The 19,556-nt window shown below is 62.4% G+C and carries 17 protein-coding genes; 9 read left to right on the top strand and 8 right to left on the bottom strand.

All coding sequences use genetic code 11. The features are described from left to right. Positions 1 to 16 precede the first annotated feature (16 nt). On the top strand, positions 17 to 2,263 hold the full coding sequence (gene potE, locus ACLFKU_RS29460; protein WP_410851421.1) for a putrescine-ornithine antiporter: 2,247 nt from the start codon (positions 17 to 19) through the stop codon (positions 2,261 to 2,263). Between the two features lie 190 nt (positions 2,264 to 2,453). Here potE and arcC read toward each other — a convergent pair whose 3' ends face one another. From arcC to ACLFKU_RS29495, 7 genes are all read right to left on the bottom strand, one after another. Next, positions 2,454 to 3,383, bottom strand: a complete 930-nt coding sequence (gene arcC, locus ACLFKU_RS29465; RefSeq protein WP_410851422.1) for a carbamate kinase — start codon at positions 3,381 to 3,383, stop codon at positions 2,454 to 2,456. A gap of 104 nt (positions 3,384 to 3,487) precedes the next feature. Beyond that, the gene (locus ACLFKU_RS29470; protein WP_410851423.1) at positions 3,488 to 4,498 is read right to left on the bottom strand and encodes an ornithine carbamoyltransferase; all 1,011 of its coding nucleotides are present in this window, start codon (positions 4,496 to 4,498) and stop codon (positions 3,488 to 3,490) included. Between the two features lie 59 nt (positions 4,499 to 4,557). Continuing rightward, positions 4,558 to 5,814 (bottom strand): arginine deiminase, encoded by a 1,257-nt coding sequence (gene arcA, locus ACLFKU_RS29475; RefSeq protein ID WP_410851424.1) that lies wholly within the window; start codon positions 5,812 to 5,814, stop codon positions 4,558 to 4,560. Positions 5,815 to 5,990: 176 nt separating this feature from the next. Then, positions 5,991 to 6,863: a transporter gene (locus tag ACLFKU_RS29480; protein WP_410851425.1), complete on the bottom strand. Its 873-nt coding sequence runs from the start codon at positions 6,861 to 6,863 to the stop codon at positions 5,991 to 5,993. A gap of 98 nt (positions 6,864 to 6,961) precedes the next feature. Continuing rightward, the gene (locus tag ACLFKU_RS29485) at positions 6,962 to 8,353 is read right to left on the bottom strand and encodes a DUF2254 domain-containing protein (protein ID WP_410851426.1); all 1,392 of its coding nucleotides are present in this window, start codon (positions 8,351 to 8,353) and stop codon (positions 6,962 to 6,964) included. Positions 8,354 to 9,129: 776 nt separating this feature from the next. Next, the gene (locus ACLFKU_RS29490; RefSeq protein ID WP_410851427.1) at positions 9,130 to 9,624 is read right to left on the bottom strand and encodes a hypothetical protein; all 495 of its coding nucleotides are present in this window, start codon (positions 9,622 to 9,624) and stop codon (positions 9,130 to 9,132) included. Positions 9,625 to 9,870: 246 nt separating this feature from the next. Further along, a complete protein-coding gene (locus tag ACLFKU_RS29495; protein WP_410851428.1) occupies positions 9,871 to 10,206 on the bottom strand; it encodes a c-type cytochrome in 336 nt (111 codons plus the stop codon). A gap of 453 nt (positions 10,207 to 10,659) precedes the next feature. On the opposite strand from ACLFKU_RS29495, the gene ACLFKU_RS29500 reads away from it, so the two are divergent. The 8 genes from ACLFKU_RS29500 to ACLFKU_RS29535 all read left to right on the top strand — a co-directional run bounded on the left by ACLFKU_RS29500 (position 10,660) and on the right by ACLFKU_RS29535 (position 17,665). Beyond that, positions 10,660 to 10,941, top strand: coding sequence for a hypothetical protein (locus tag ACLFKU_RS29500; RefSeq protein ID WP_410851429.1), 282 nt, complete (start codon positions 10,660 to 10,662; stop codon positions 10,939 to 10,941). Between the two features lie 1,182 nt (positions 10,942 to 12,123). Beyond that, entirely contained in the window at positions 12,124 to 12,438 is a 315-nt protein-coding gene (locus ACLFKU_RS29505; protein ID WP_410851430.1) for a hypothetical protein, read from the top strand. A gap of 41 nt (positions 12,439 to 12,479) precedes the next feature. Then, positions 12,480 to 12,797, top strand: a complete 318-nt coding sequence (locus tag ACLFKU_RS29510; protein ID WP_410851431.1) for a DUF2964 family protein — start codon at positions 12,480 to 12,482, stop codon at positions 12,795 to 12,797. A gap of 40 nt (positions 12,798 to 12,837) precedes the next feature. After that, the gene (locus tag ACLFKU_RS29515; RefSeq protein ID WP_410851432.1) at positions 12,838 to 13,974 is read left to right on the top strand and encodes an ABC transporter permease; all 1,137 of its coding nucleotides are present in this window, start codon (positions 12,838 to 12,840) and stop codon (positions 13,972 to 13,974) included. Between the two features lie 2 nt (positions 13,975 to 13,976). After that, on the top strand, positions 13,977 to 14,675 hold the full coding sequence (locus ACLFKU_RS29520; RefSeq protein WP_410851433.1) for an ABC transporter ATP-binding protein: 699 nt from the start codon (positions 13,977 to 13,979) through the stop codon (positions 14,673 to 14,675). Beyond that, positions 14,672 to 15,757: an HlyD family secretion protein gene (locus tag ACLFKU_RS29525; protein ID WP_410851434.1), complete on the top strand. Its 1,086-nt coding sequence runs from the start codon at positions 14,672 to 14,674 to the stop codon at positions 15,755 to 15,757. The genes ACLFKU_RS29520 and ACLFKU_RS29525 overlap by 4 nt, the downstream gene beginning before the upstream one ends. Further along, positions 15,735 to 17,234: an efflux transporter outer membrane subunit gene (locus tag ACLFKU_RS29530; RefSeq protein WP_410851435.1), complete on the top strand. Its 1,500-nt coding sequence runs from the start codon at positions 15,735 to 15,737 to the stop codon at positions 17,232 to 17,234. The genes ACLFKU_RS29525 and ACLFKU_RS29530 overlap by 23 nt, the downstream gene beginning before the upstream one ends. Before the next feature lie 155 nt (positions 17,235 to 17,389). After that, positions 17,390 to 17,665, top strand: coding sequence for a DUF1488 domain-containing protein (locus ACLFKU_RS29535; RefSeq protein ID WP_410851436.1), 276 nt, complete (start codon positions 17,390 to 17,392; stop codon positions 17,663 to 17,665). Positions 17,666 to 17,846: 181 nt separating this feature from the next. On the opposite strand, the gene groL is transcribed toward ACLFKU_RS29535, so the two are convergent. Continuing rightward, positions 17,847 to 19,469 (bottom strand): chaperonin GroEL, encoded by a 1,623-nt coding sequence (gene groL / locus ACLFKU_RS29540; RefSeq protein ID WP_410851437.1) that lies wholly within the window; start codon positions 19,467 to 19,469, stop codon positions 17,847 to 17,849. Positions 19,470 to 19,556 lie beyond the last annotated feature (87 nt).

Raw genomic sequence — 19,556 nt, forward strand, 5'->3', positions numbered from 1 at the left:
CGTAGAGGAGGAGATCATGGCGGATCAACCGAGGAAGATGAACGTCGTCCAATTGACGTTCATCGTGACGGTCAACATGATGGGGTCGGGCATCATCATGCTACCGACCAATATGGCAAAGGTGGGGGCGATCTCCCTGCTGTCGTGGCTGATCACGGCAGTCGGGTCGCTGGCGATCGCTTATGGCTTCGCGGAAGCGGGGCTGCTCAATCAGCGCCCAGGCGGCATGGCTGCGTATGCCGAAGATGGCTACGGCAAGGACGGATACTTCCAGGTGTTCTTCCTTTACTTTCTGTCGATTGCGATCGCGAATGTGGCGGTGGCGAGTTCGGCGCTCGGCTATCTCGCGGCGTTCTTTCCTGTGCTCACATCATCGCCGGTCGCCACCTGTATCGGCGTGATAGCGCTGCTGTGGCTCACTACCGTCGCCAACTTCGGCGGCCCGAAAGTGACCGGGCGCATTGGTAGCGTCACCGTATGGGGTGTGATCCTGCCCGTCGGCTTCATCTCGATCGCCGGCTGGTTCTGGTTTCACGGCGGAACCTTTGCCGCTGCCTGGAACCCAAAAGGAGTCAGCCTCGCCGAGGGGATGGGCTCGAGCATTTCGCTCACGCTGTGGGCGTTTCTCGGGATGGAATCGGCGGTCCAGAACTCGTCGGCCGTCGAGAATCCGAAGCGCGACGTCCCGCTCGCCTGCATGTTCGGCACGCTGGGTGCCGCGGTGATCTATATCCTGTCCACCGCCGCGATCCAGGGCATCGTGCCGAATGCCGACCTCGCCGCATCGACAGGGCCGTTTGGTCTGGCCTTCGCGCGAATGTTCAACCCGACGATCGGTTCGATCGTGATGGCGCTGGCGGCGCTGGCCTGCGTGGGCTCGCTGCTGGGCTGGCAGTTCACGCTCGCGCAGACCGCCAAGGACGCCGCCGACACCAGGATGTTCCCGGGCGTTTTCGGCAAGGCGAACCGCATGGGCGCGCCGATCGCGGGCATGGTCATCATGGGCATAGTCCAGTCGGCGATGGCGCTGTCCACGATCTCGCCGAACCTGAGCGAGCAGTTCGCGCGGCTCGTCAACCTCGCGGTCGTCACCAATGTGCTGCCGTACATCATTTCGCTGTCGGCGCTGTTCGTGATGATGCGCAACGCCGGTACGCCCACCGCGAAGTACCGGGTCAATGCGGCGGTCACGGTCGTCGCGCTGGTCTACTCCGTTTATGCAATCTACGCTTCCGGCAAGGACGCCGTACTCGGCGGCATGCTGGTCATGGCAATCGGCTACGTGATCTACGGTTTCATGGCCTTCCGCTTTGCCGCGGTGACTTCCGCCGGGCGCACGGCGGAAGTCACCGCGGCGGCTGTGCTGGCGCTCGCGTTGATGGTGCTGGCGGGTCTGCTGCCGCCGCCCGCCCACGCGGATGAGCCCACGCCTACCGGTTCGCTGGCCAGGATCAAGCAGTCCGGCGCGATCAATCTGGGCTACTTCAACGACGCGCAGCCGTTTTCGTACAAGGACGCGAATGGCCAGGTTACTGGCTACACCATCGCCCTATGCCAGAAGATCGCCGACGAGATCAAGACCGACCTCGGGCTCGCCGCGCTGCGCGTCAACTGGGTAGCGATTCCCTTCGAGGAGCGGATGCGCGCGATGCAGGAGCACCGGATCGACCTGCTGTGCGGCAACGCCGAAACGCTCACGGCCAGGCAGGCCATGTCGTTCTCGATTCCGGTCTATCCCGGTGGTATTGGCGCGATGCTGCGCTCGGACGCGCCGGCCGGACTCAAGGAGGTCCTCTCAGGGGTAAGCCCATCGCACCCGACCTGGCGTGCGGCGCCCGCGCAACTGCTGTCGCGGCAAACCATCTCCGTGGTCGCGGATTCGCCCGCACAACGCTGGCTCGGCGACAAGCTCGGCCAGTTGCAGATCGCGGCTGCCGTGGTCCCCGTCGCCGATGTCGAGTCAGGCTTGCGCAAGGTTCTCGACCGGCAGTCGAACGTTCTGTTCGCCGAACGCTCGCTGCTGCTCGCAGTCGCAAGCAGCAGCCCTGCGTCGGGCAAGCTGACGGTGCTGGATCGCCGCTTCACCTATTTGCCCGTCGCAATCGGCGTCCCGCGCGGAGACGACGATATTCGGCTGCTCGCCGATCGAACGTTGAGCCGGCTCTTTTCATCAGCAGAGTTCTCCGCCATGTACACGAAGTGGTTTGGCGAGCCCGACGCGGAGACACGCAACTTCTTCCGCCTTAGCGCGTTGCCAGATTGACGCGAGGCAAGTGGAGGAGGGAATGGCCCTGACAGCACACATGGGCTCCCTCCTTCCACGCATCGGTATATAGACAACGCACTGCTCGTGCGTCACGAGATCGAAGAAAGAGAAGAGCGAAGAAAGAGAAGAGAAGAAAGACACGCAGCGAGACACAGACAGCGAGACGTTACCGGCAAGCGGCTAGCGGCTAGCGGTAGCGGATGCCAGGCGCCGACATGCTCACGCAGGTGCCACCCCGGTGCTCTGCAATGGCCTGGATGTCGGCGAGCGAGCCGATGACGGCATCCTTGCCCGTTTTACGCGCGAATTCGATTGCCGCCTGGACTTTCGGGCCCATCGAGCCACTGGCGAAGCCAAGCTTTTCCAACTCATCCGGGTGCGCCTGCGCGATGGCTCTCTGGTCCGGCTTCCCCCAGTTGACATACGCCGCATCGACATCAGTCGCGACGATCAACATGTCCGCAGCCAGTTCCCACGCAAGCAGAGCCGAGCACCGATCCTTGTCGATGACCGCTTCGATGCCGCTCAGCTTCCGATTCTCGTCGTAGCAGGTCGGAATGCCGCCGCCACCCGCGCAGATGACAATCGTGCCACGTTCGAGCAGCCAGCGGATAGGACGGATTTCAAAGATGCGGCCAGGCCGCGGGCTCGCGACGACCCGCCGGAAATGCTCGCCGTCGGCCGCGATGCTCCAGCCTCGCTCTTTGGCGAGACGCTCGGCTTCTTCCTTCGAATACACCGGACCGATCGGTTTGCTGGGCCGCGCGAAAGCGGGGTCATGGGGATCGACCTCGACCTGGGTCAGAATCGTGGCGAATGGGACCTCGAAAGGCAACAGGTTGCCGAGTTCCTGCTCGATCAGATAGCCGATCATCCCTTCGGTCTGCGCACCGAGCACATCGAGCGGATAGGCTTCGACCTCTTTGTAGGCCGCGCTCTGAAGCGCCAGCAGCCCGACCTGCGGACCATTGCCGTGCGCAATCACAATTTCATTGCCCGGCACGATCAGCGCGATCTGGCCAACGGCGAGCCGGACGTTTTCGCGCTGGCATTCGGCGGTCATGGGCTGACCGCGACGCAGCAGCGCATTACCGCCCAACGCAATGACGATACGCATGATGCTTACCTCCCGATGCACGTCAAATGACAGATGGCGCCGGCGTCGTACCCCGGGGGGGGCCCCGGGTCGCCGCGGCGCCGTGGCCAGTCACGCCTGACTTTTCAGATGTCGGCAAGTGTCGAGACGAGGATCGCCTTGATCGTGTGCATACGGTTTTCCGCCTGCTCGAATGCGATACACCAGGGCGACTCGAAGACTTCCTCGGTCACTTCGATTCCATTCGCAAGCGCCGGGTATTTTTCGGCGATCTGCTTGCCGACCACCGTTTCGCTGTTGTGAAACGCCGGCAGGCAGTGCATGAACTTGGCGTTCTTGTTGTGCGTGGCATTCATCAGATCCTTGTTGACCTGGTACGGCAGAAGCTGTTCAATGCGCTCGCCCCAGGCTTCCACCGGTTCGCCCATCGAGACCCACACGTCCGTATGCACGAAATCGACGCCGTCGACGGCTGCTTTCGGGTCTTCGGTCAGCGTGATCCGCGCGCCGGTTTCGGCGCCAATCCGCTTGCAATTCTCGATGTATTCATCGCTCGGCCACAGCGCCTTCGGCGCGCCGATGCGCACATCCATGCCGAGCTTTGCGCCGATGAGAAGCAGCGAGTTGCCCATGTTGTTGCGAGCATCGCCGAGATACGCATAGCGGATCTCGGTCAGAGGCTTGTCGCTGTACTCGCGCATGGTCAACACATCGGCGAGCATCTGGGTCGGGTGGTATTCGTCGGTCAGGCCGTTGAAGACGGGGACGCCCGCGAATTTCGCCAGTTCCTCGACGATGTCCTGATGAAAGCCCCGGTACTCGATCGCGTCGTACATGCGTCCCAGCACGCGCGCCGTGTCTTTCATGCTTTCCTTGTGGCCGATCTGCGAGGAATGGGGATCGATATACGTAACGTTGGCGCCCTGATCGTATGCCGCGACTTCGAATGCACAGCGCGTGCGAGTGGACGTCTTCTCGAAGATCAGAGCAATGTTGACGCCTTTGAGATGCTGCTGTTCAGTACCTGTGTACTTCGCGCGCTTCAAATCGCGCGACAGGTCGAGCAGGTAACGAAGCTCACGATTGGTGTGATGCATGAGGCTCAGCAGGCTTCGGTTGCGCAGATTGAAAGCCATGGTGTTCTCCGTCTCGTTCGGTTCGACGACGGCGCGCCTGTGGCGGCCGCGGCTGCAAATCAATACTCGATGGGATCGCGTATGATCGGGCAGGTCATGCAATGGCCGCCGCCGCGCCCGCGTCCCAGTTCGCTCGCGGTGATCGTGATGACTTCGACGCCCGCCTTGCGTAGCAGCGTGTTCGTGTAGGTGTTCCGGTCATAGCCTACGACCACTCCCGGTTCGATGCAGACGAGGTTGTTGCCGTCGTCCCACTGCTCGCGCTCGGCGGCGAAGCTGTTGCCGCCCGTTTCCACGACGCGCAGTTTCGGCAGGCGCAGCGCCTCGCCCACGACCTCGACAAACGGCTTGTCCTCGCGCCGGATGTTCAGTTTCATCGCCGTCGAGTCGTCGGGCCGCAGTGAGAATGGGACGATTTCCTTCACGACCTCCGGGAATACCGTGACGAGGTCCCGGTCGCAGAACGTAAAGACCGTATCGAGGTGCATCGCCGCGCGCGACTTCGGCATACCAGCCACGATGATGCGCTCGACAGCGCCTTTGGCGAACAGGCTTTGAGCCAACTCGCCGATGGCCTGTCTCGAAGTACGTTCGCCCATGCCGATCAGCAACACGCCGTTGCCGATCGGCATCACGTCGCCGCCTTCGAGGGTGGCGAGGCCATGATCGCGATCAGGATCGCCATACCAGACCTCGAACTCGTGCGTTTCGAAGTCTGGATGGAACCTGTAGATTGCCGTTGCCAGCAAGGTTTCCTGGCGGCGGGCCGGCCAGTACATCGGATTGAGGCTGACGCCACCATAGATCCAGCAGGTTGTGTCACGGGTAAACAGAGTATTGGGCAGCGGCGACAATACGAAGCTGGAATGGCCCAGATACTCGCGGAACATCTTGAGGGTTTGTGTCTCTTCGGTGTCGGGAATGTCTTCCGCCACCACTCCGCCGATCAGAAATTCAGCCTGTTGGCGCGGCTCGAGACCTTCGATCCAGGACCGAACTTCGCTGGCGAGTCCTACGCCAACGGTGTCCTGACGGATCTTGCGATCCAGAATCCATTTCAACGCTTCTGGATCACGTACCGTTTCGGTCAGCAGGTTGTGCATTTCCAGCACCTCGACGTCGCGCTCGCGCATCTTCGAGACGAAGTCGAAATGGTCACGTTTGGCCTGGCTCAGCCAGATGACGTCATCGAACAGGAGTTCGTCGCAGTTGCTGGGCGTCAGACGCTGATGCGCGAGGCCTGGCGAGCACACCATCACCTTGCGCAGCTTGCCCGCCTCCGAATAAACCCCGAGCCTTGAAGTCTTTGCGTTCATCATCGGTCTCCTCGAATCGCTACGCCGGTAAGCTATCGCGGCGCGATTTCAGCATATGTCAGGCCGTGCGCCGCCGATTGACCTGAATCAATGTCTCGCCGTCTGGCAGAGGCGCTGTGTGGGATCGGGCGCTGAGCGCATCGGAGTGACTGCGTCGATGCTTTGTTCGCCTCGCTTCAGTTGAACCAGCGATACTGAAGCGCCAGCGAAATCGCCTTGTAGTTGCCGCCTGCCCTGACGAGGAGGCCATTCGATACGGCGAGTTTCGCCGACCAGCCTCGGGTGACGGGTATTGCGAGCGTGATGCCATAACGGCTGTTGTTCTGCCGGTCGTCGTTGCCAACGCCATTGACGGTGGATTTGCCACCAGCATAGAACCCTGCGTCGAAGGCTAGCCACAAACCCGGACGGAACGTGTATCCCGCATGAAGCTGCAGCGTGGCGAGCGGCGCCTGGCTACGCCGTTTGTTGCCGAGAAAAGAGTCGTTGTCAGTGAAGAGCCATACGCCGGCGGTGGCTTCGAGAAACCAGTTGCCCAGCGGCTGCGAGATGCCGAACTCGGGTTTGAACGCCCAGCGATTGGTCCCGACGTTGACCAGGTGAGCGGGCTCGTATTGCCCGGTAGGTGCCACGACCGTCAGACTCACGCCGACGATCGTCCCTGGTACGCGGCGCGCGAACTCTTCCGGTGTCAGCGCCCGGCCGCCCAGAAGATCGACCGCCAGCCTGAAGCGCACGTCACCGAGTCCGGCGCGATGCACCTGAGTGGGCGAATCCAGCACGTCCCCTGAGACATTGCCGCTGACGAACGGCGCCAGCACTCCGAGCTGTGCCGTATATCCAGCGAGATCGAAAACGCGGACATATCCCAGCGATACCGCATTGATATCCGCGTGGATGTTGCTGACGGGAAGCGAGGGGTCGGTGAGAACCTGTCCGCTCAGCCGTGAATACGTTAGACCGATGAAGTTCGTGCCTACCGGTGCGGGCGAATAGGCGCGCGGCTCCAACTCCTGGGCCGACGCTCGCAGCACGCACAGCAGAAGCATTGCGCCGACAACTGGCGAGCCACACGTTCGGATGTGCGCCGAATCTCGCAGCGGGCGCGCGAGTCGCGCACAGAATGGCGCGGAGGAGGGATGCACAGTTAACCGGTATCGGACACTGCGTTGGAAGTCGACTGTTCCGCGTTGCTGGCCGTACCGCTTCTGTACCATGTGCCGCCGAGCCCCTGGGTGTCCGGGACGCGTGCGAGTTGTCTGTCGCTTTCGTAGTTGTGACTGTCGACTATCTGGGCGTCGAGCAAATCGAGTTCACACTTCAGCGCATCGTAGCGAGATGCTGGAAGTGTCCGGATCAGATTTTCGATCATTGCCCGCAGGCGCCTTTCGATCTGGAGGCTGCCCGCGCCACAACGGCGTATTTCCCTGAAGCTGATATGCACGTAGTCCTCCCAGTCGGGGGTGCGGAACAGCACCCGCGTATTGCCCGTTATATCCTTCAATTCGCGATTTGCCAGCGACTGCTTGCCAACCGAGCGAAGGAGTCTGTGCAATTGGTCCAATGCGAGCACCGCGGTCGTCGGATCGTTGATGGCCGGAGAAAGCGCCTTCAGTGCGATATCGACCTCGATACGAAAAGCGAACATCGGATCCTGTTCCATCGTTCGCTCGGTGCCGAGCGCGATGAAACTCTGGAGTCGCCGGGCGTCAAGCGCTTCACGATCCCCATGAACGTAGAAAAGGGGCTCATCAGTGGCGAGGAAGTCGCCTATCTGAACGGCGAACTCAATGATGCAGCCGGTGATCGTTGCCTCGCGCAGAAGTGCTTTCAGGTTGGCCGCCAGCACGACACCTGACTTTCCATCGTAGTAAACGACGGAAGTGCCGCTGGAGACGCTCGCCTGCGACATCTGCAAGGGACTCGGACCGCTTCCGAAGCGACTGGGAGTTCGCTCATCCAATTCGGGATTCGGGTAAATGTTGTCGATGACGGCAAAACCATGTTCCGCGATGCGCCCGACAAGGGCGACGGGGCGCAGCAAGCGCGCGGAATAGTCGATCAGCACGATGAAGGCGATCAGTGAACCGAGCCCGACGATCGTCGCAACCAATACCTGCAATTGCGGCACGAGGTGCGTCTGCCCGATCTCGGTCATCGTTCGATGCGTCCAGAGCAATGAAAAGACGAATAGCCCGACGATCCAGCGAATCACGTTGTCGCGAAGCAGGGTGGTCGCGATGATGCGTGGAGTGTACTGTCCGCCTGCGACCTGAATTGCGACGAGCAATGAGCCGAAGGTAAATACCAGACACGACAGATTGAGGGTGAAGACCCGGTCCAGAATGGCGTGCGCCTCTTCCATGCTGACATTGAGGAAGCCATGTCGCAGGTCATATCCGCCGCGCACGCCAACCCATTGGACAACGAATTCCGACGCCCGATTCAACGCGAGCGCCGCCAGCAGAGCAAGGATAGGCACGACCCACAGCGCCGACCTGACATAGCTGTTCAGACTGTATCGCCGATTCCAGGCCACGATGGTTCCTCCGATGATAGGCTGGCACGATCAACGAGATGTAGACCAATATTGATGTTGGCGGAGGGATGGGAAGCGCGGATCCCCGGCAGGCCTTATATCGATCGAACCGCGACTATCACCTGGCTAAACGATATGAGCGGGCCGAAAAAACGGATTGATTCATGTCAATCAGCATGATGGACATGGCGCTGGGGCGAAGTCGGGGTAAGAAATTGCCCGGCCCGAGTGGCCACATGTGTTGCACGATCGACTCCACGCCGTTCCACCTGCTCGAGACAACTGACGCGGATCAACGAGGCGGGTGCTAAGACAGGTAAGGTTGTTCTCACACACCGAGGCGGAGGCGTGCGTGCGATGTCCACGGCCAACAAAGTTGAAAAAGCCGGACGACGGGTGTCATGACGGCTCTCGTTCAGCGCCTGAGTACGGCGTCGCGCATGGCGTTGGACGCGGTACGGGGCATCCTGTGGCGTCCTTCGCCCAACACCCGGCCGCGAGTCGGATCTGCATGCGCGAGCCCCAGCTCTCGTCGAACGCTTGATCTCGTTCCCGTCGCGCTAATGGAGATAGGGAGGCAGGATTAGATCGTATATGCCAATCCGAGCGCTGCGACGCTTTTCAGCTGTCGTCGGGACGACCTGGTTGAAAAGCCGGTTGATCGGGACACTACCCTTTACGTCACGCTGCCATCAGCGAGCACGGCGGCGTTACCTCGCCCCAATTGATAGGCATCGTCCACACGGCGAAATGATGCCGATCCGTCCGTCATAGGTTTACCGCGCAACATCCGCCACGCTGTGCTGACCCGCTGCCCCGCTTTCGAGCTTTCCGGGCATTTGCGCGTCGCCTACCGGTTGCAGCCGCAATGCGCCCCAGCCTAGCGGCGCGAAGACTCTCCCGCCCGAGAGTTCGACCAGCTCGACGAATCGTTCGAGCGAGACGCCGGCGACGATTAGCACCGGCGCATTGCCGACGTCATTCTGCGTTCGCAGCCACGGCGCGTCGCCACGATTGATCTCGTTGACGCTCAGCGCGCGTGCGTCGTCGCCTGTATCCGGCGTCAGCAGAGGACCGTCGAATGCGACGGTGAGGATCTGGTGCGCGGCATCTTCGTAGGGCGGACGGGCGTGGCGCTCATACGGCGCGCGTTCCCATCCGTCGCCCCATTGCCGATCGAGCGGCAGTCGCGTGAAATAGGCCCACGGGGTCCGGACGAAGCACAGCGCGTACGCGCCTCGCACGCCATCCAGATTGGTAACAAGAGTCATCTCGGTAGCCTCCTCGGTTGTGACGGACGGTTCAGGCGTCTTCCGCGGTTTCGCAATCGCTAAGCAGCACGCCTCATTGGGGCAGTTCAAGATCGAAGCGACCCTCACGCGACCATTGCCACGTGTAGAGCGAACGTGTCGAGATAAACCGTCAAACGCATGTCAGTTCTCCAAACGTGAATCGACTGTTCCAGGTTGCAGCGGCAATGGCGTGTCGACAGCGGCCGATGAGCTCTCATTGGGTGCTCATTGGCTAAGCACCCATTTCACCAGCGTGTGCGCGTCCTGCGTCGACAGCGGGCCGCTGCGCTCGGCAGCCGGCGGCATCGGCATATCGCCCCAGTGCGCCTTGCCGCCGAGCCGCAGCTTTTGCTCGAGCATCGACTGCGCGTCCGGCACGTTGCGATAGTGCTCGGCGATCTGCTGGAACGACGGCGCGAGAAATGGCGCATCGCGCGTATGGCAGAACATGCAGTGCTGCTGATCGACGAGCGCGCTCGGCTCGGATTCGCCATACGCGATGCCGGCCGTCAGCGCAGACGCCGCGCACACGAGCAGGCAATTTCGAATTCGTGCAATCACGGCAGATCGTCCTGAATCAGGAACAAGATCAGTGTATGGGGGGCGAAACGGCCCTTATTGACCTCGGTCAAATGATCTGCTGCGGGGGGCACACACTGCCTCCCAGCGACTCGTTGATGATTTCCGCCGCGGACAGATAGAACGCGAAGAGTGCATTCAGCAGGCCACCATAGCCGCCCGAGTGCCGCAGTCGCCGAACCGGTCCATTCGGCGGCTGCGAGCAGAAAAAAGGTCGCCCACAACGCGAGAAACACGCACTGCAGCGCGCGACGAGCGGAACCTCGCGATCCGCAAATAGAACATTCGAGCGGGGAGTATGAAGAGCGTCGTCCCATTGTTCAACGTGGGCCAGCCGATTCCTACGAGCAGCGTCGGCGGACTACCCGCGATTCCGCCGACGCTGATTTCGATACCTCAGTCTGCTGCCGATAATGGATCTGACGGCACGCCGCAATGCACGGCGCGAAGGTCGGCAAAATTGAGGAGACGGCAATGAACGACACCATCATCCCTCTGCGAGCACTGGTCGAAAAATGGCTTGCGCCGACCACCACGACACCCGCGCATGTAGTGCGCACCGGCCGCATGGCGATCACTCGGGCGCGTTATGTCTGGCTCGAAGGCGCGATTTCTTCGCGGCCCCTGACGATCGTCTTTTTCCGGCACGGGAATGGTTCGTGGGGCGTGTTTCCGCCGGTTGAACAGGTGCCCTCGATGAGCGCGCGGTTTCTTTAACTGCTGCCCTGTATCAAGGGCAAGCGTTGCGCGAGCACCGTCCAGACCGATGGCGCCAAACTGGTCACAGTAGGCGCCACCGAACGAGTAGTGGAGACGATTTTGTCATCTGAGATAGCGACAACTGCGAGACGGACGCGTAAAGGTACGCTGGGGCCAAGCTAAATTGATTTACGCCAAATCGAATCATCTGCGCATCTGTAGCATGGCTGCGCACGCAGTAGCAGGATGGGCTGAAGTGTGCTGGAAATGAAAAGCGTACCTATTGCGGTGATTCTTGCAACGCTCCTGGTTGCGTGGGGCGGTGGCAGTGTCGAACCAGCGTCGCAGAGTGTCCCCGTTCAAGACATCACCTTGACTTTCTTTCGGTCATTTTCGGCCGGTACGTATCTTTTGCGCGACCAGGACGAATTGGGCTCGTGCGTGGGCGGCAGCCCCGTTCGAGGTATATCCAATCGGGATCGTCACAACCGAGCACGCCATGCCTACATATGATTTTTCCAGGTACACCGCCGTTGGTATCTCGCTCGGCATCGGCAGATGGTGCTTCGCGCCCAGGATTACCCAAGCCTTGTAAGATGGCACCAATCTAGTCGTCCACTTTTTTGTACCCACCATTGGAACACCTGCGTGCATATCCGACGGCCCACTCATCGCATTTGCAGTGGTGCCGCAAGTCACGGGAACCGGCGAATTTGTGCAGGATCCCGCTCCCGCTACTTACTTATAGGCTAATTGCGTATTTAGGCGAACGCGAATGGGCACGTTCAATCGGTGCGCGGACATGCTCTCTCCGGACGAAGCTGGCAAGCATAGCCCGCGTGGTTGGTGTCATGCGCAACGCCAATCCTGCCTTCTGGTCCGTTCGGTCACTTTCCCGAAATGCGTCCGTCTCCTGCTGTTTCTATCTCAGGTGGCAAAGTAGCCTCTACTTCCTGTTGGGGAGATCCGGCAAAGCGTCCGCCACCCGTTCTTTAGGCAGTAGGACCACGGGCCGCAGGTACCACGCGAATGCCAGCTCGATCAAGCGCGCAGACAATTGATCACTATCCCTCGCTTTCGTCGCGGTTGACCCAGGTCAATGACCCCGCTTCACGTAGGAACACGATAAGCCTGTGGTGAACGGCGCCGGGCGCAGACGGTGCGCACAGGTCCGGTCAATATTTGGAGCGGGGGACGAGGATGGGCATCGGCATGCAGATTGTCTATCTCGGCTTCCCGGGCGCGGCAGAGCTCGAAGCGGAGGCGGGTGCGCAACTAGTGCGTCTCGCGCGGTTCGGCGCGCTCGTGTCGAGCTGCCATCTGGCGATCGAGGCGTTGCGCCCGGATCGCGCCAGTCCGCATTACGACGTGCGGCTCGATCTGATCACTCCCACGCGCGAATTGAAGCCGATCGCTCATTGCGCTGACGACAACGCAGAGGCGGCGATTCGTGGTGCGTTCGATCTCGCGGAACAAGAACTCGAAGCGATCGCAGCGCGAGCGCGCACCCACTGACCGGTGGTGGCCCGACACATCATGTTTCGCGCGACTCGCGCGTGGCCGCGGAGGGTGAGCGGTTGTCGTCGACGCTTGATTCAGGTCAAGCCGCAAAAGGGGTAACGATCGAAGATAGCAGCGAGGCTCGGAGCGAGGCACATGCGCAAATCCAGGCGGGGAACATCATGGTGCGCGACACGTATCTGATCGTGCTTTCGGTCATCGGCGTTTTGGCCGCCCTTGGCGCACTTGCGTGGGCGTTGGACGGGCTGATATTCGATGATGTTTTCGCGTTTCGATGTGGCGTCGTGATCGTGATGGTATCGATCACCGCGGTCGTCGCGTTCCTGAACAGCCAGTCGAGCGGCGATTCGTGAAGGCACATTTAGGCGTTTACAAGCGAAAGGAACGGCGCATATGAAGGGAATCCTGCGTCTCGCGTTCAAGCTGCTCGTTAACGACAGCGCGAAGTTCACGGCCCTGCTCGTAGGCATAACGTTCGCGGTGTTTCTGATGATCGAGATGACCTCCCTGTTTGCGGGCATTCTGAACAAGTCCTCGGCGACGGTGATTAACGTGGGCGCAAAGATATGGGTGATGGACCCGGCCGTGCAGACGATCGCAAGTAGCATCGGCATGCCGGACTATGTACTCGACGCGGTGCGCAGCATCGACGGCGTCAAATACGCGGTGCCGCTCTATTCGGGCGCGGCGCTCGTGCGCCTGCGCGACGGTACGTATCAGGCGGTCACGGTCATCGGCCTCGACGACGCGAGCCTGTTCGGCTGGCCGAAGATGAAAGCCGGCAGGATCGAAGACATCTACGCGGAGAACGGCTTCATCGCGATCGACGACGCAGAGTTCGTGAAGCTGCACAATCCGCGGCTCGGCACCGATTTCGAACTCAATGATCACCGCGGCGTCGTCGTAGGGATCGCGACGGTGGCAAGCAGCGGCCTGTTCGGAACGCCGACGCTCTACACCACCTACACGCGGGCGGTCGAATATATCCCGACGACGCGTTACACCACCTCATACATTCTCGTCGAGCCGAAAACCGATGCGGACGTCGCGCACATCAAGCAAGTCGTCGGGTCGCTAGGGTATGTGGCGTATACGAAAAAGGAGTTCATGCAGCGCATCTCACGCTTCTACAAATACGAAACGAGCCTCGGCACCAACATCCTGCTGATGACGGTGATCAGCTTTATCGTGGGCCTGTCGATCTCGGGGCAGACGTTTTACACGTTCATCCTCGAGAACCTGGAAAAGTTCGGCGCGCTGAAAGCGATCGGCGCGAAAAGCCACGAACTCGTCGCGATGATCCTGTTTCAGGCCACTTTCACCGCATTGACGGGCTATGGGCTCGGCGTGGGATTGTGTGCGGCGTCGATCACTCTCGCACGGCTGCGCATTCCGGACTACGCGGCGCTGATCACGTCGGGCAATCTCGCGCTCGCGTTTGCGATGGTCGTTGTGATCGCCGCTTCTTCGAGCTATCTCGGCGTGCGTCGCGTGCTGCGCATCGAGCCGTTCGATATTTTCCGGGGCTAGCGATGAACGCGGTCGCGATCGACGCAAGCGGTCTGAGCAAGTCGTTCGGCGAGGGCGAGGCGCGCACTCAGGCTCTTTCCAATGTCGCGATGCAGGCTTATTTCGGCGAGATGCTGCTGATCGTCGGGCCTTCCGGCAGCGGCAAGACCACGCTGCTGAGCGTTATATCGGGCATCTTGCGGCCCGACTCGGGAACGGTATCGATCGACGGCGTCGATCTATGGCATCAGCACGACGACGCGATCGCCGATTTCAGACTCAAGCGCATCGGCTTCGTGTTCCAGGACTATCACCTGTTTCCGCGTCTGACCACCGCGGAAAACGTCGCGATTCCGCTGATCCTCAAGCGCCGCGACTGGGACGAATCGATCGCCGAGGCGCTGACGTGGCTCGACGTGGTGGGTCTGAAGAACCGGGCTGCGTTGCCGCCAGTGAAGCTCTCCGGCGGCGAGCAGCAGCGCGTGGCGATCGCGCGCGCGATCGTCAGCCAGCCCGACATCCTGATCCTCGATGAGCCGACCGCCTCGCTTGATGGCGACACCGGCCGTTCGGTGATCGAGTTCGTCAAGCACAAGGTGCTCAGCCCCCATCGCTGCATCGTCATCGTGACGCACGACAGCCGCATCTTCGAGTATGCGGATCGCGTGATGCACATGGAAGACGGCAAGCTGAAGACGATCGACGCGGGAGGCGGGAAGTGAAACATAAACTGCTTTTCGTGCTCGCGTTCGCGGGCTTTCTGGCGGGAATCGCTGCGGCTTGGGTCTACGGTATCCAGCAGCCGCCCCAGCCGCCCGTTTTCGATCCTGCGTCGAACCCTTATGCGCATGGCGTCTACGCAACCGGTATCGTCGAGAGCGACCAGGCCGCTGGCTCGAATATCAACGTTTATCCCGACGTGTCGGGCGCGGTCACGCGAGTCTTCGTGCATGACGGCGACAGGGTGAGTCGCGGCCAGCCTCTCCTGACGATCGACGACGCCGTACAGGCGGCCACCGCCGCGCAACTGGTCGCGCAGGCCGACGCCGCGCAGTCGCTGCTCGACGAGCTGCGCGCCCAACCTCGGCCCGAGACGCTCAATGTCGCGAGCGCACAGGTGGTCGCGGCGAACGCGAGCCTCAAGATGGCGCAGGATCAGTTCGACAAACAGAAGCACGCGTACGAGATCGACCCGAAGGCCGTAAGCCGCGACACGCTCGACAACGCCGCCAACGGCGTGGCGGTCGCGCGCGCGAATCTGGACGTGGTTACGCGGCAGTACACGCTTACGCGCGCCGGCGCATGGTCGTTCGATGTGCGCAATCAGGAGCGCCAGGTCGAAGCGTTGCGCAAGGCCGCCGAGGCGGCGACCGCGCAACTCGGCCGCTACACGCTGCGCGCGCCCGCAGACGGCATGGTGCTGTCGGTCAATACCGCGCTCGGCGCCTATCTGTCGCCGCAGGGCGTGTACGACACCTATGCGCAGGGGAGCGCGCCGCCGCTCGTGCTCGGCACGCCCTCGGACCAGCTCGCCGTGCGCTGCTACGTCGACGAGATTCTGATCAGTCACTTGCCGGATCTGCGCGGCACGAAGGCGACGATGTTCATTCGCGGCACCGCGGTGCAGGCCGAGCTGCAATTCATGCGCGTGCAGCCTTATGTGACACCAAAAATCCAGTTGACCGATCAACGCACGGAACGTGTCGATGTCCGTGTGCTGCCGGTGCTGTTTCGCGTCGTGCCGCAGCCGGGCACGCGTCTCTATCCGGGGCAGATCGTCGATGTGTATATCGCTGCGAAATAATCGGCGTTTGGGCGGCGCATGGCGGCGCATCATGCGCAGGGTGCGCATGCCTCGCTATGCCGCGCTCGCGCCGTGCGCCGTGCTCGTCGCGTCGTGCGTGGTCGGCCCGGATTTTTCGCGGCCGCCTGCGCCGTCTGTCGACCGGTACGAGAAGACCGGGCAGCAGAGCTTCGCGGCGCCGGGCGGCACACAGACGCTGTCGCCGGCAATTGGCGTGCGCGACGACTGGTGGACCTCGTTTGGCAGCCCAGCGATCGATGCCGCCGTCGATCAGACCCTGACTGGCAACGCGACCCTCGCGGGCGGCGAAGCTGCCTTGCGGCGTAGCGAAGACCTGTTGCGTGCAGGCGCCGGCATCTTCTATCCGCAGATCGACGCCGGTGCCGATGCGACGCGCCAGCGCTATTCGCCGTTGCGCAATGGCGTCGAGGCACCACCGACCGTTTTCAATCTGCTCACGCTGTCAGCCACGATCAGCTATACCCTGGATATCTGGGGCGGCGAGCGTAGGGAAGTCGAGTCGCTCGCCGCGCAGACCGATGCTCAGCGCTACGCGCTCGCCGCGACTTACTTGACGCTTGCTGCCAACGTCGTCAACACGATGATCGCGCGAGCCGCGTACAGCGACGAGATCGAGGCGACGCAGGAGATGATCGGGCTCGTGCGGGAGCAGATCGGGATCACCGAGGCGCAGGTCACTGCCGGCGCGAGCGCATGGTCAGCCGTGTTGTCGTTGCAGAACCAGATGACCACGCTGGAGGCCTCGGTGCCGGGACTCGAACAGAAGCGCGCCGAGAGCGAACATCTGCTTGCGTTGTTGGCGGCCATGGTTCCGGCGCAGTGGAGTGCGCCGGCGCTGTCGTTGCAGGACATCAGGCTGCCCGGACTGTTGCCGCAAACGCTGCCGTCCTCGCTCGTCAGACGCCGGCCCGACATCCTGCAAGCGGAAGCGGTATTGCATGCGGCGAGCGCGAACATCGGCGTGGCGACGGCGGCGTTGTTCCCGCAGATCACATTGTCGGCGTCGGGCGGGCTGGACAGCATGGTGTTTCACGAGCTCGGCAACTCGGCCGGGCAGGTATGGAGCCTCGCGGCGGGGGTGACTGCGCCGGTGTTTCATGGCGGCGCGCTGTGGTTTCAGCGCAAGGCCGCGATCGCCGAGTACCAGGAGTCGGAGGCCGCCTATCACGAAGTCGTGCTGGCGGCCTTCTCTCAGGTCGCCAATACGTTGCGCGCGCTCGAGCATGACGCGCAGATCGTCGAGGCGCAGAGTCGCGCGGTGCAGTCGGCGGCCGAGGCGCTGCGCCTGCTGAAGGTGTCCTATCTCGCGGGCACCGCCGGTTATCTGGAGATTCTGATCGCGGATGGCCAGTATCATCAGGCCCGCATCGCGTGGCTGCAGGCGACTGCGCAGCGTCTGCAGGACACGGTCGCGCTGTACGCAGCGCTCGGGGGCGGCATTGTGCCGCAATCCTGAGCGTCATGTTGTTCCCGGTGTTGTCACCAGCACCGGCTGCGTTGACGTGGATCAAATCCGCCGTGAACCGCATGGCTAAGCTGGGAAAATAGCCCGGCGGCCGATGCATCGAGGATCTGCCAATGCGGCATTTCATGCCAGAAGGGGGCGTCACCATGCATGTTTCCTTTCCACCCAGCCCTCCCGAGTATTGCGCCCGCGATCTGGCGCTGGCGTTTCCGGCACTCGTCGACGATCAACCGGTGCAGTGCGCCATCACGGCCGAAGCGCTCGAAGATCATTTCGGCGCACGCTCGCTGCGCGAAGAAGATCTGGCTCATGCGTTCACTGCGCATCGTTTCGACATCGAACTGGCCGCCCAGCGGATGCTCAACGAGGTCGGTGCGAAACCCGTGCTGCTGCACAGCGGCTTTTTCAGGTTCTGCACGTAACGAGCGGGGCAGCGGCGCCCGGTTCTGTGCGTGGCTGCATCAGGTCAGGCACCGCACGCCCGAGCGCCGAAGACGCGAAAGCCGCGATGGGTGCCGCGGCGTCGAATGAAAAGCTCAGCGCCTGATTCGACGGAGCCAGCGCGTCGGCGAACTCATGCCAGACTCCTGCCCGGCGCGGCGCTCATCCGAACTCGGGGCGCGACGCGCCGCGGCCTGCACCGTAGGTGCGTTCCGTCGCCGGGCGCACGATCATGCAGTCGGTCGTGAGCAGCAGCGACGCGACGGAGATCGCGTTCTGCAGCGCCGTGCGCGCAACCTTGACCGGGTCGACGATGCCACGCCCGATCATGTCGCCGTATTCGCCGTGCGCGGCGTCGTAGCCGAACGCGCCGTCGGCCGCGGCGACCGCATGGACGATGGCCTGCGCGTCCGCGCCGGCATTTTGTGCGATTTGCCGCAACGGCGCGGCGAGCGCATCGTGCACGATCCTTGCCCCGATCTTCTGGATTTGGGTTTCACCGCATTGCTCTAGCACGCGGCGCGCGCGCAACAGCGCGACGCCGCCGCCGGGCACGAAGCCTTCCTCGACGGCGGCCCGCGTCGAATGCAGTGCATCCTCGAAACGGTTCTTGCGCTCACGCAGCGCGGTCTCCGTCGCCGCGCCGACGCGAATCACGGCGACGCCTCCGGCCAGCTTCGCGACACGCCGGTTCAGTGCGTCTCGCTCGTGCTGGTCGGCCGTGGCGTCGATGCGCTTTTTCAGGCCGGCGATCCGCTCCGCGATGCGGGCATGATCGCCATGTCCGGCAACGATCGTCGTCGTGTCGCGCGATACCTCGATGCGTCGCGCGGCGCCCAGATCGTCCAGCGCCGCGTTCTCGAGCGTGCGGCCGGTCTTCGGCGAGATGACCGTGGCTCCCGTGAGCGCGGCGAGGTCCGCGAGCTGCTCGGAGCGGCTTTCGCCGAAGCCGGGTGAGCGGATCGCGCAGGACCTGAAGGTGCCGCGTAGATGATTGACGACGAGCGTGGCGAGCGCCTCGCCTTCTATCTCGTTCGCGATGATGACAAGCGGCTTGCTCGTCGCCATCACCGCTTCGAGCACCGGCAGCAGTTGCGCGACCGACGACACGTTCACGTCGCACAGCAGGACGCGCGGCTCGTCGAGCACGACATCGCGACGATCCTCGTCGACGAACAGCGGCGACACGAAGCCGCGATCCAGCAGCGAACCGTCGACTGTCTCCAGCTCGTCGTCGAGTTTGGAGCCATCCTCGATGCTGATCGCGCCTTCATTGCCGACGCGCTCGACCGCCTGGGCCACCAGCATTCCGATACTGGCGTCGCCGCTCGCAGAAATGGTCGCGATCTGGCGCATTTCGTCGGCGGATGCGCACGGGCGAGCTAGCCGGTGCAGTTCCTCTACGACCCGTTTTCCCGCGTCTTCGATTGCGCGCTTGAGCGCCATCGGATCGTAGCCCGCGCTCACGCATTTGTTCCCTTCGACGACGATGGCCTGCGCCAGCGTGGTCGCGGTGGTGGTGCCGTCCCCGGCCACCTCGCTCGTGCGTGTGGCCACTTCGCGCAGCAGTTGCGCGCCCATCTCCGCGTAGGGGTCGGTGAGGTCGACCGAGCCCGCGACGACCACGCCGGAATTCGCGACGAGCGGCGCGCTGGAGGGCCGCTCGACGATGACGTTGCGACCTCCGGGGCCGAGCGTGACCTTGACGGCCTCGGCGAGCGCGTTGACGCCGTTGAGCAGTAATTGTCTGGCGTCATGGTGAAATACGAGCGTCTCATTCGACACGGTTGACCTCCGGGTGGTGGGATGGCTGGCGCCCGCATTGCGCGCGAGCCGGGATGATCTATTTATTTAAGCCATCGTGTATAGCGA

The sequence above is a fragment of the Paraburkholderia sp. EG304 genome (assembly GCF_046543485.1).
Lineage (GTDB): Bacteria > Pseudomonadota > Gammaproteobacteria > Burkholderiales > Burkholderiaceae > Paraburkholderia > Paraburkholderia youngii.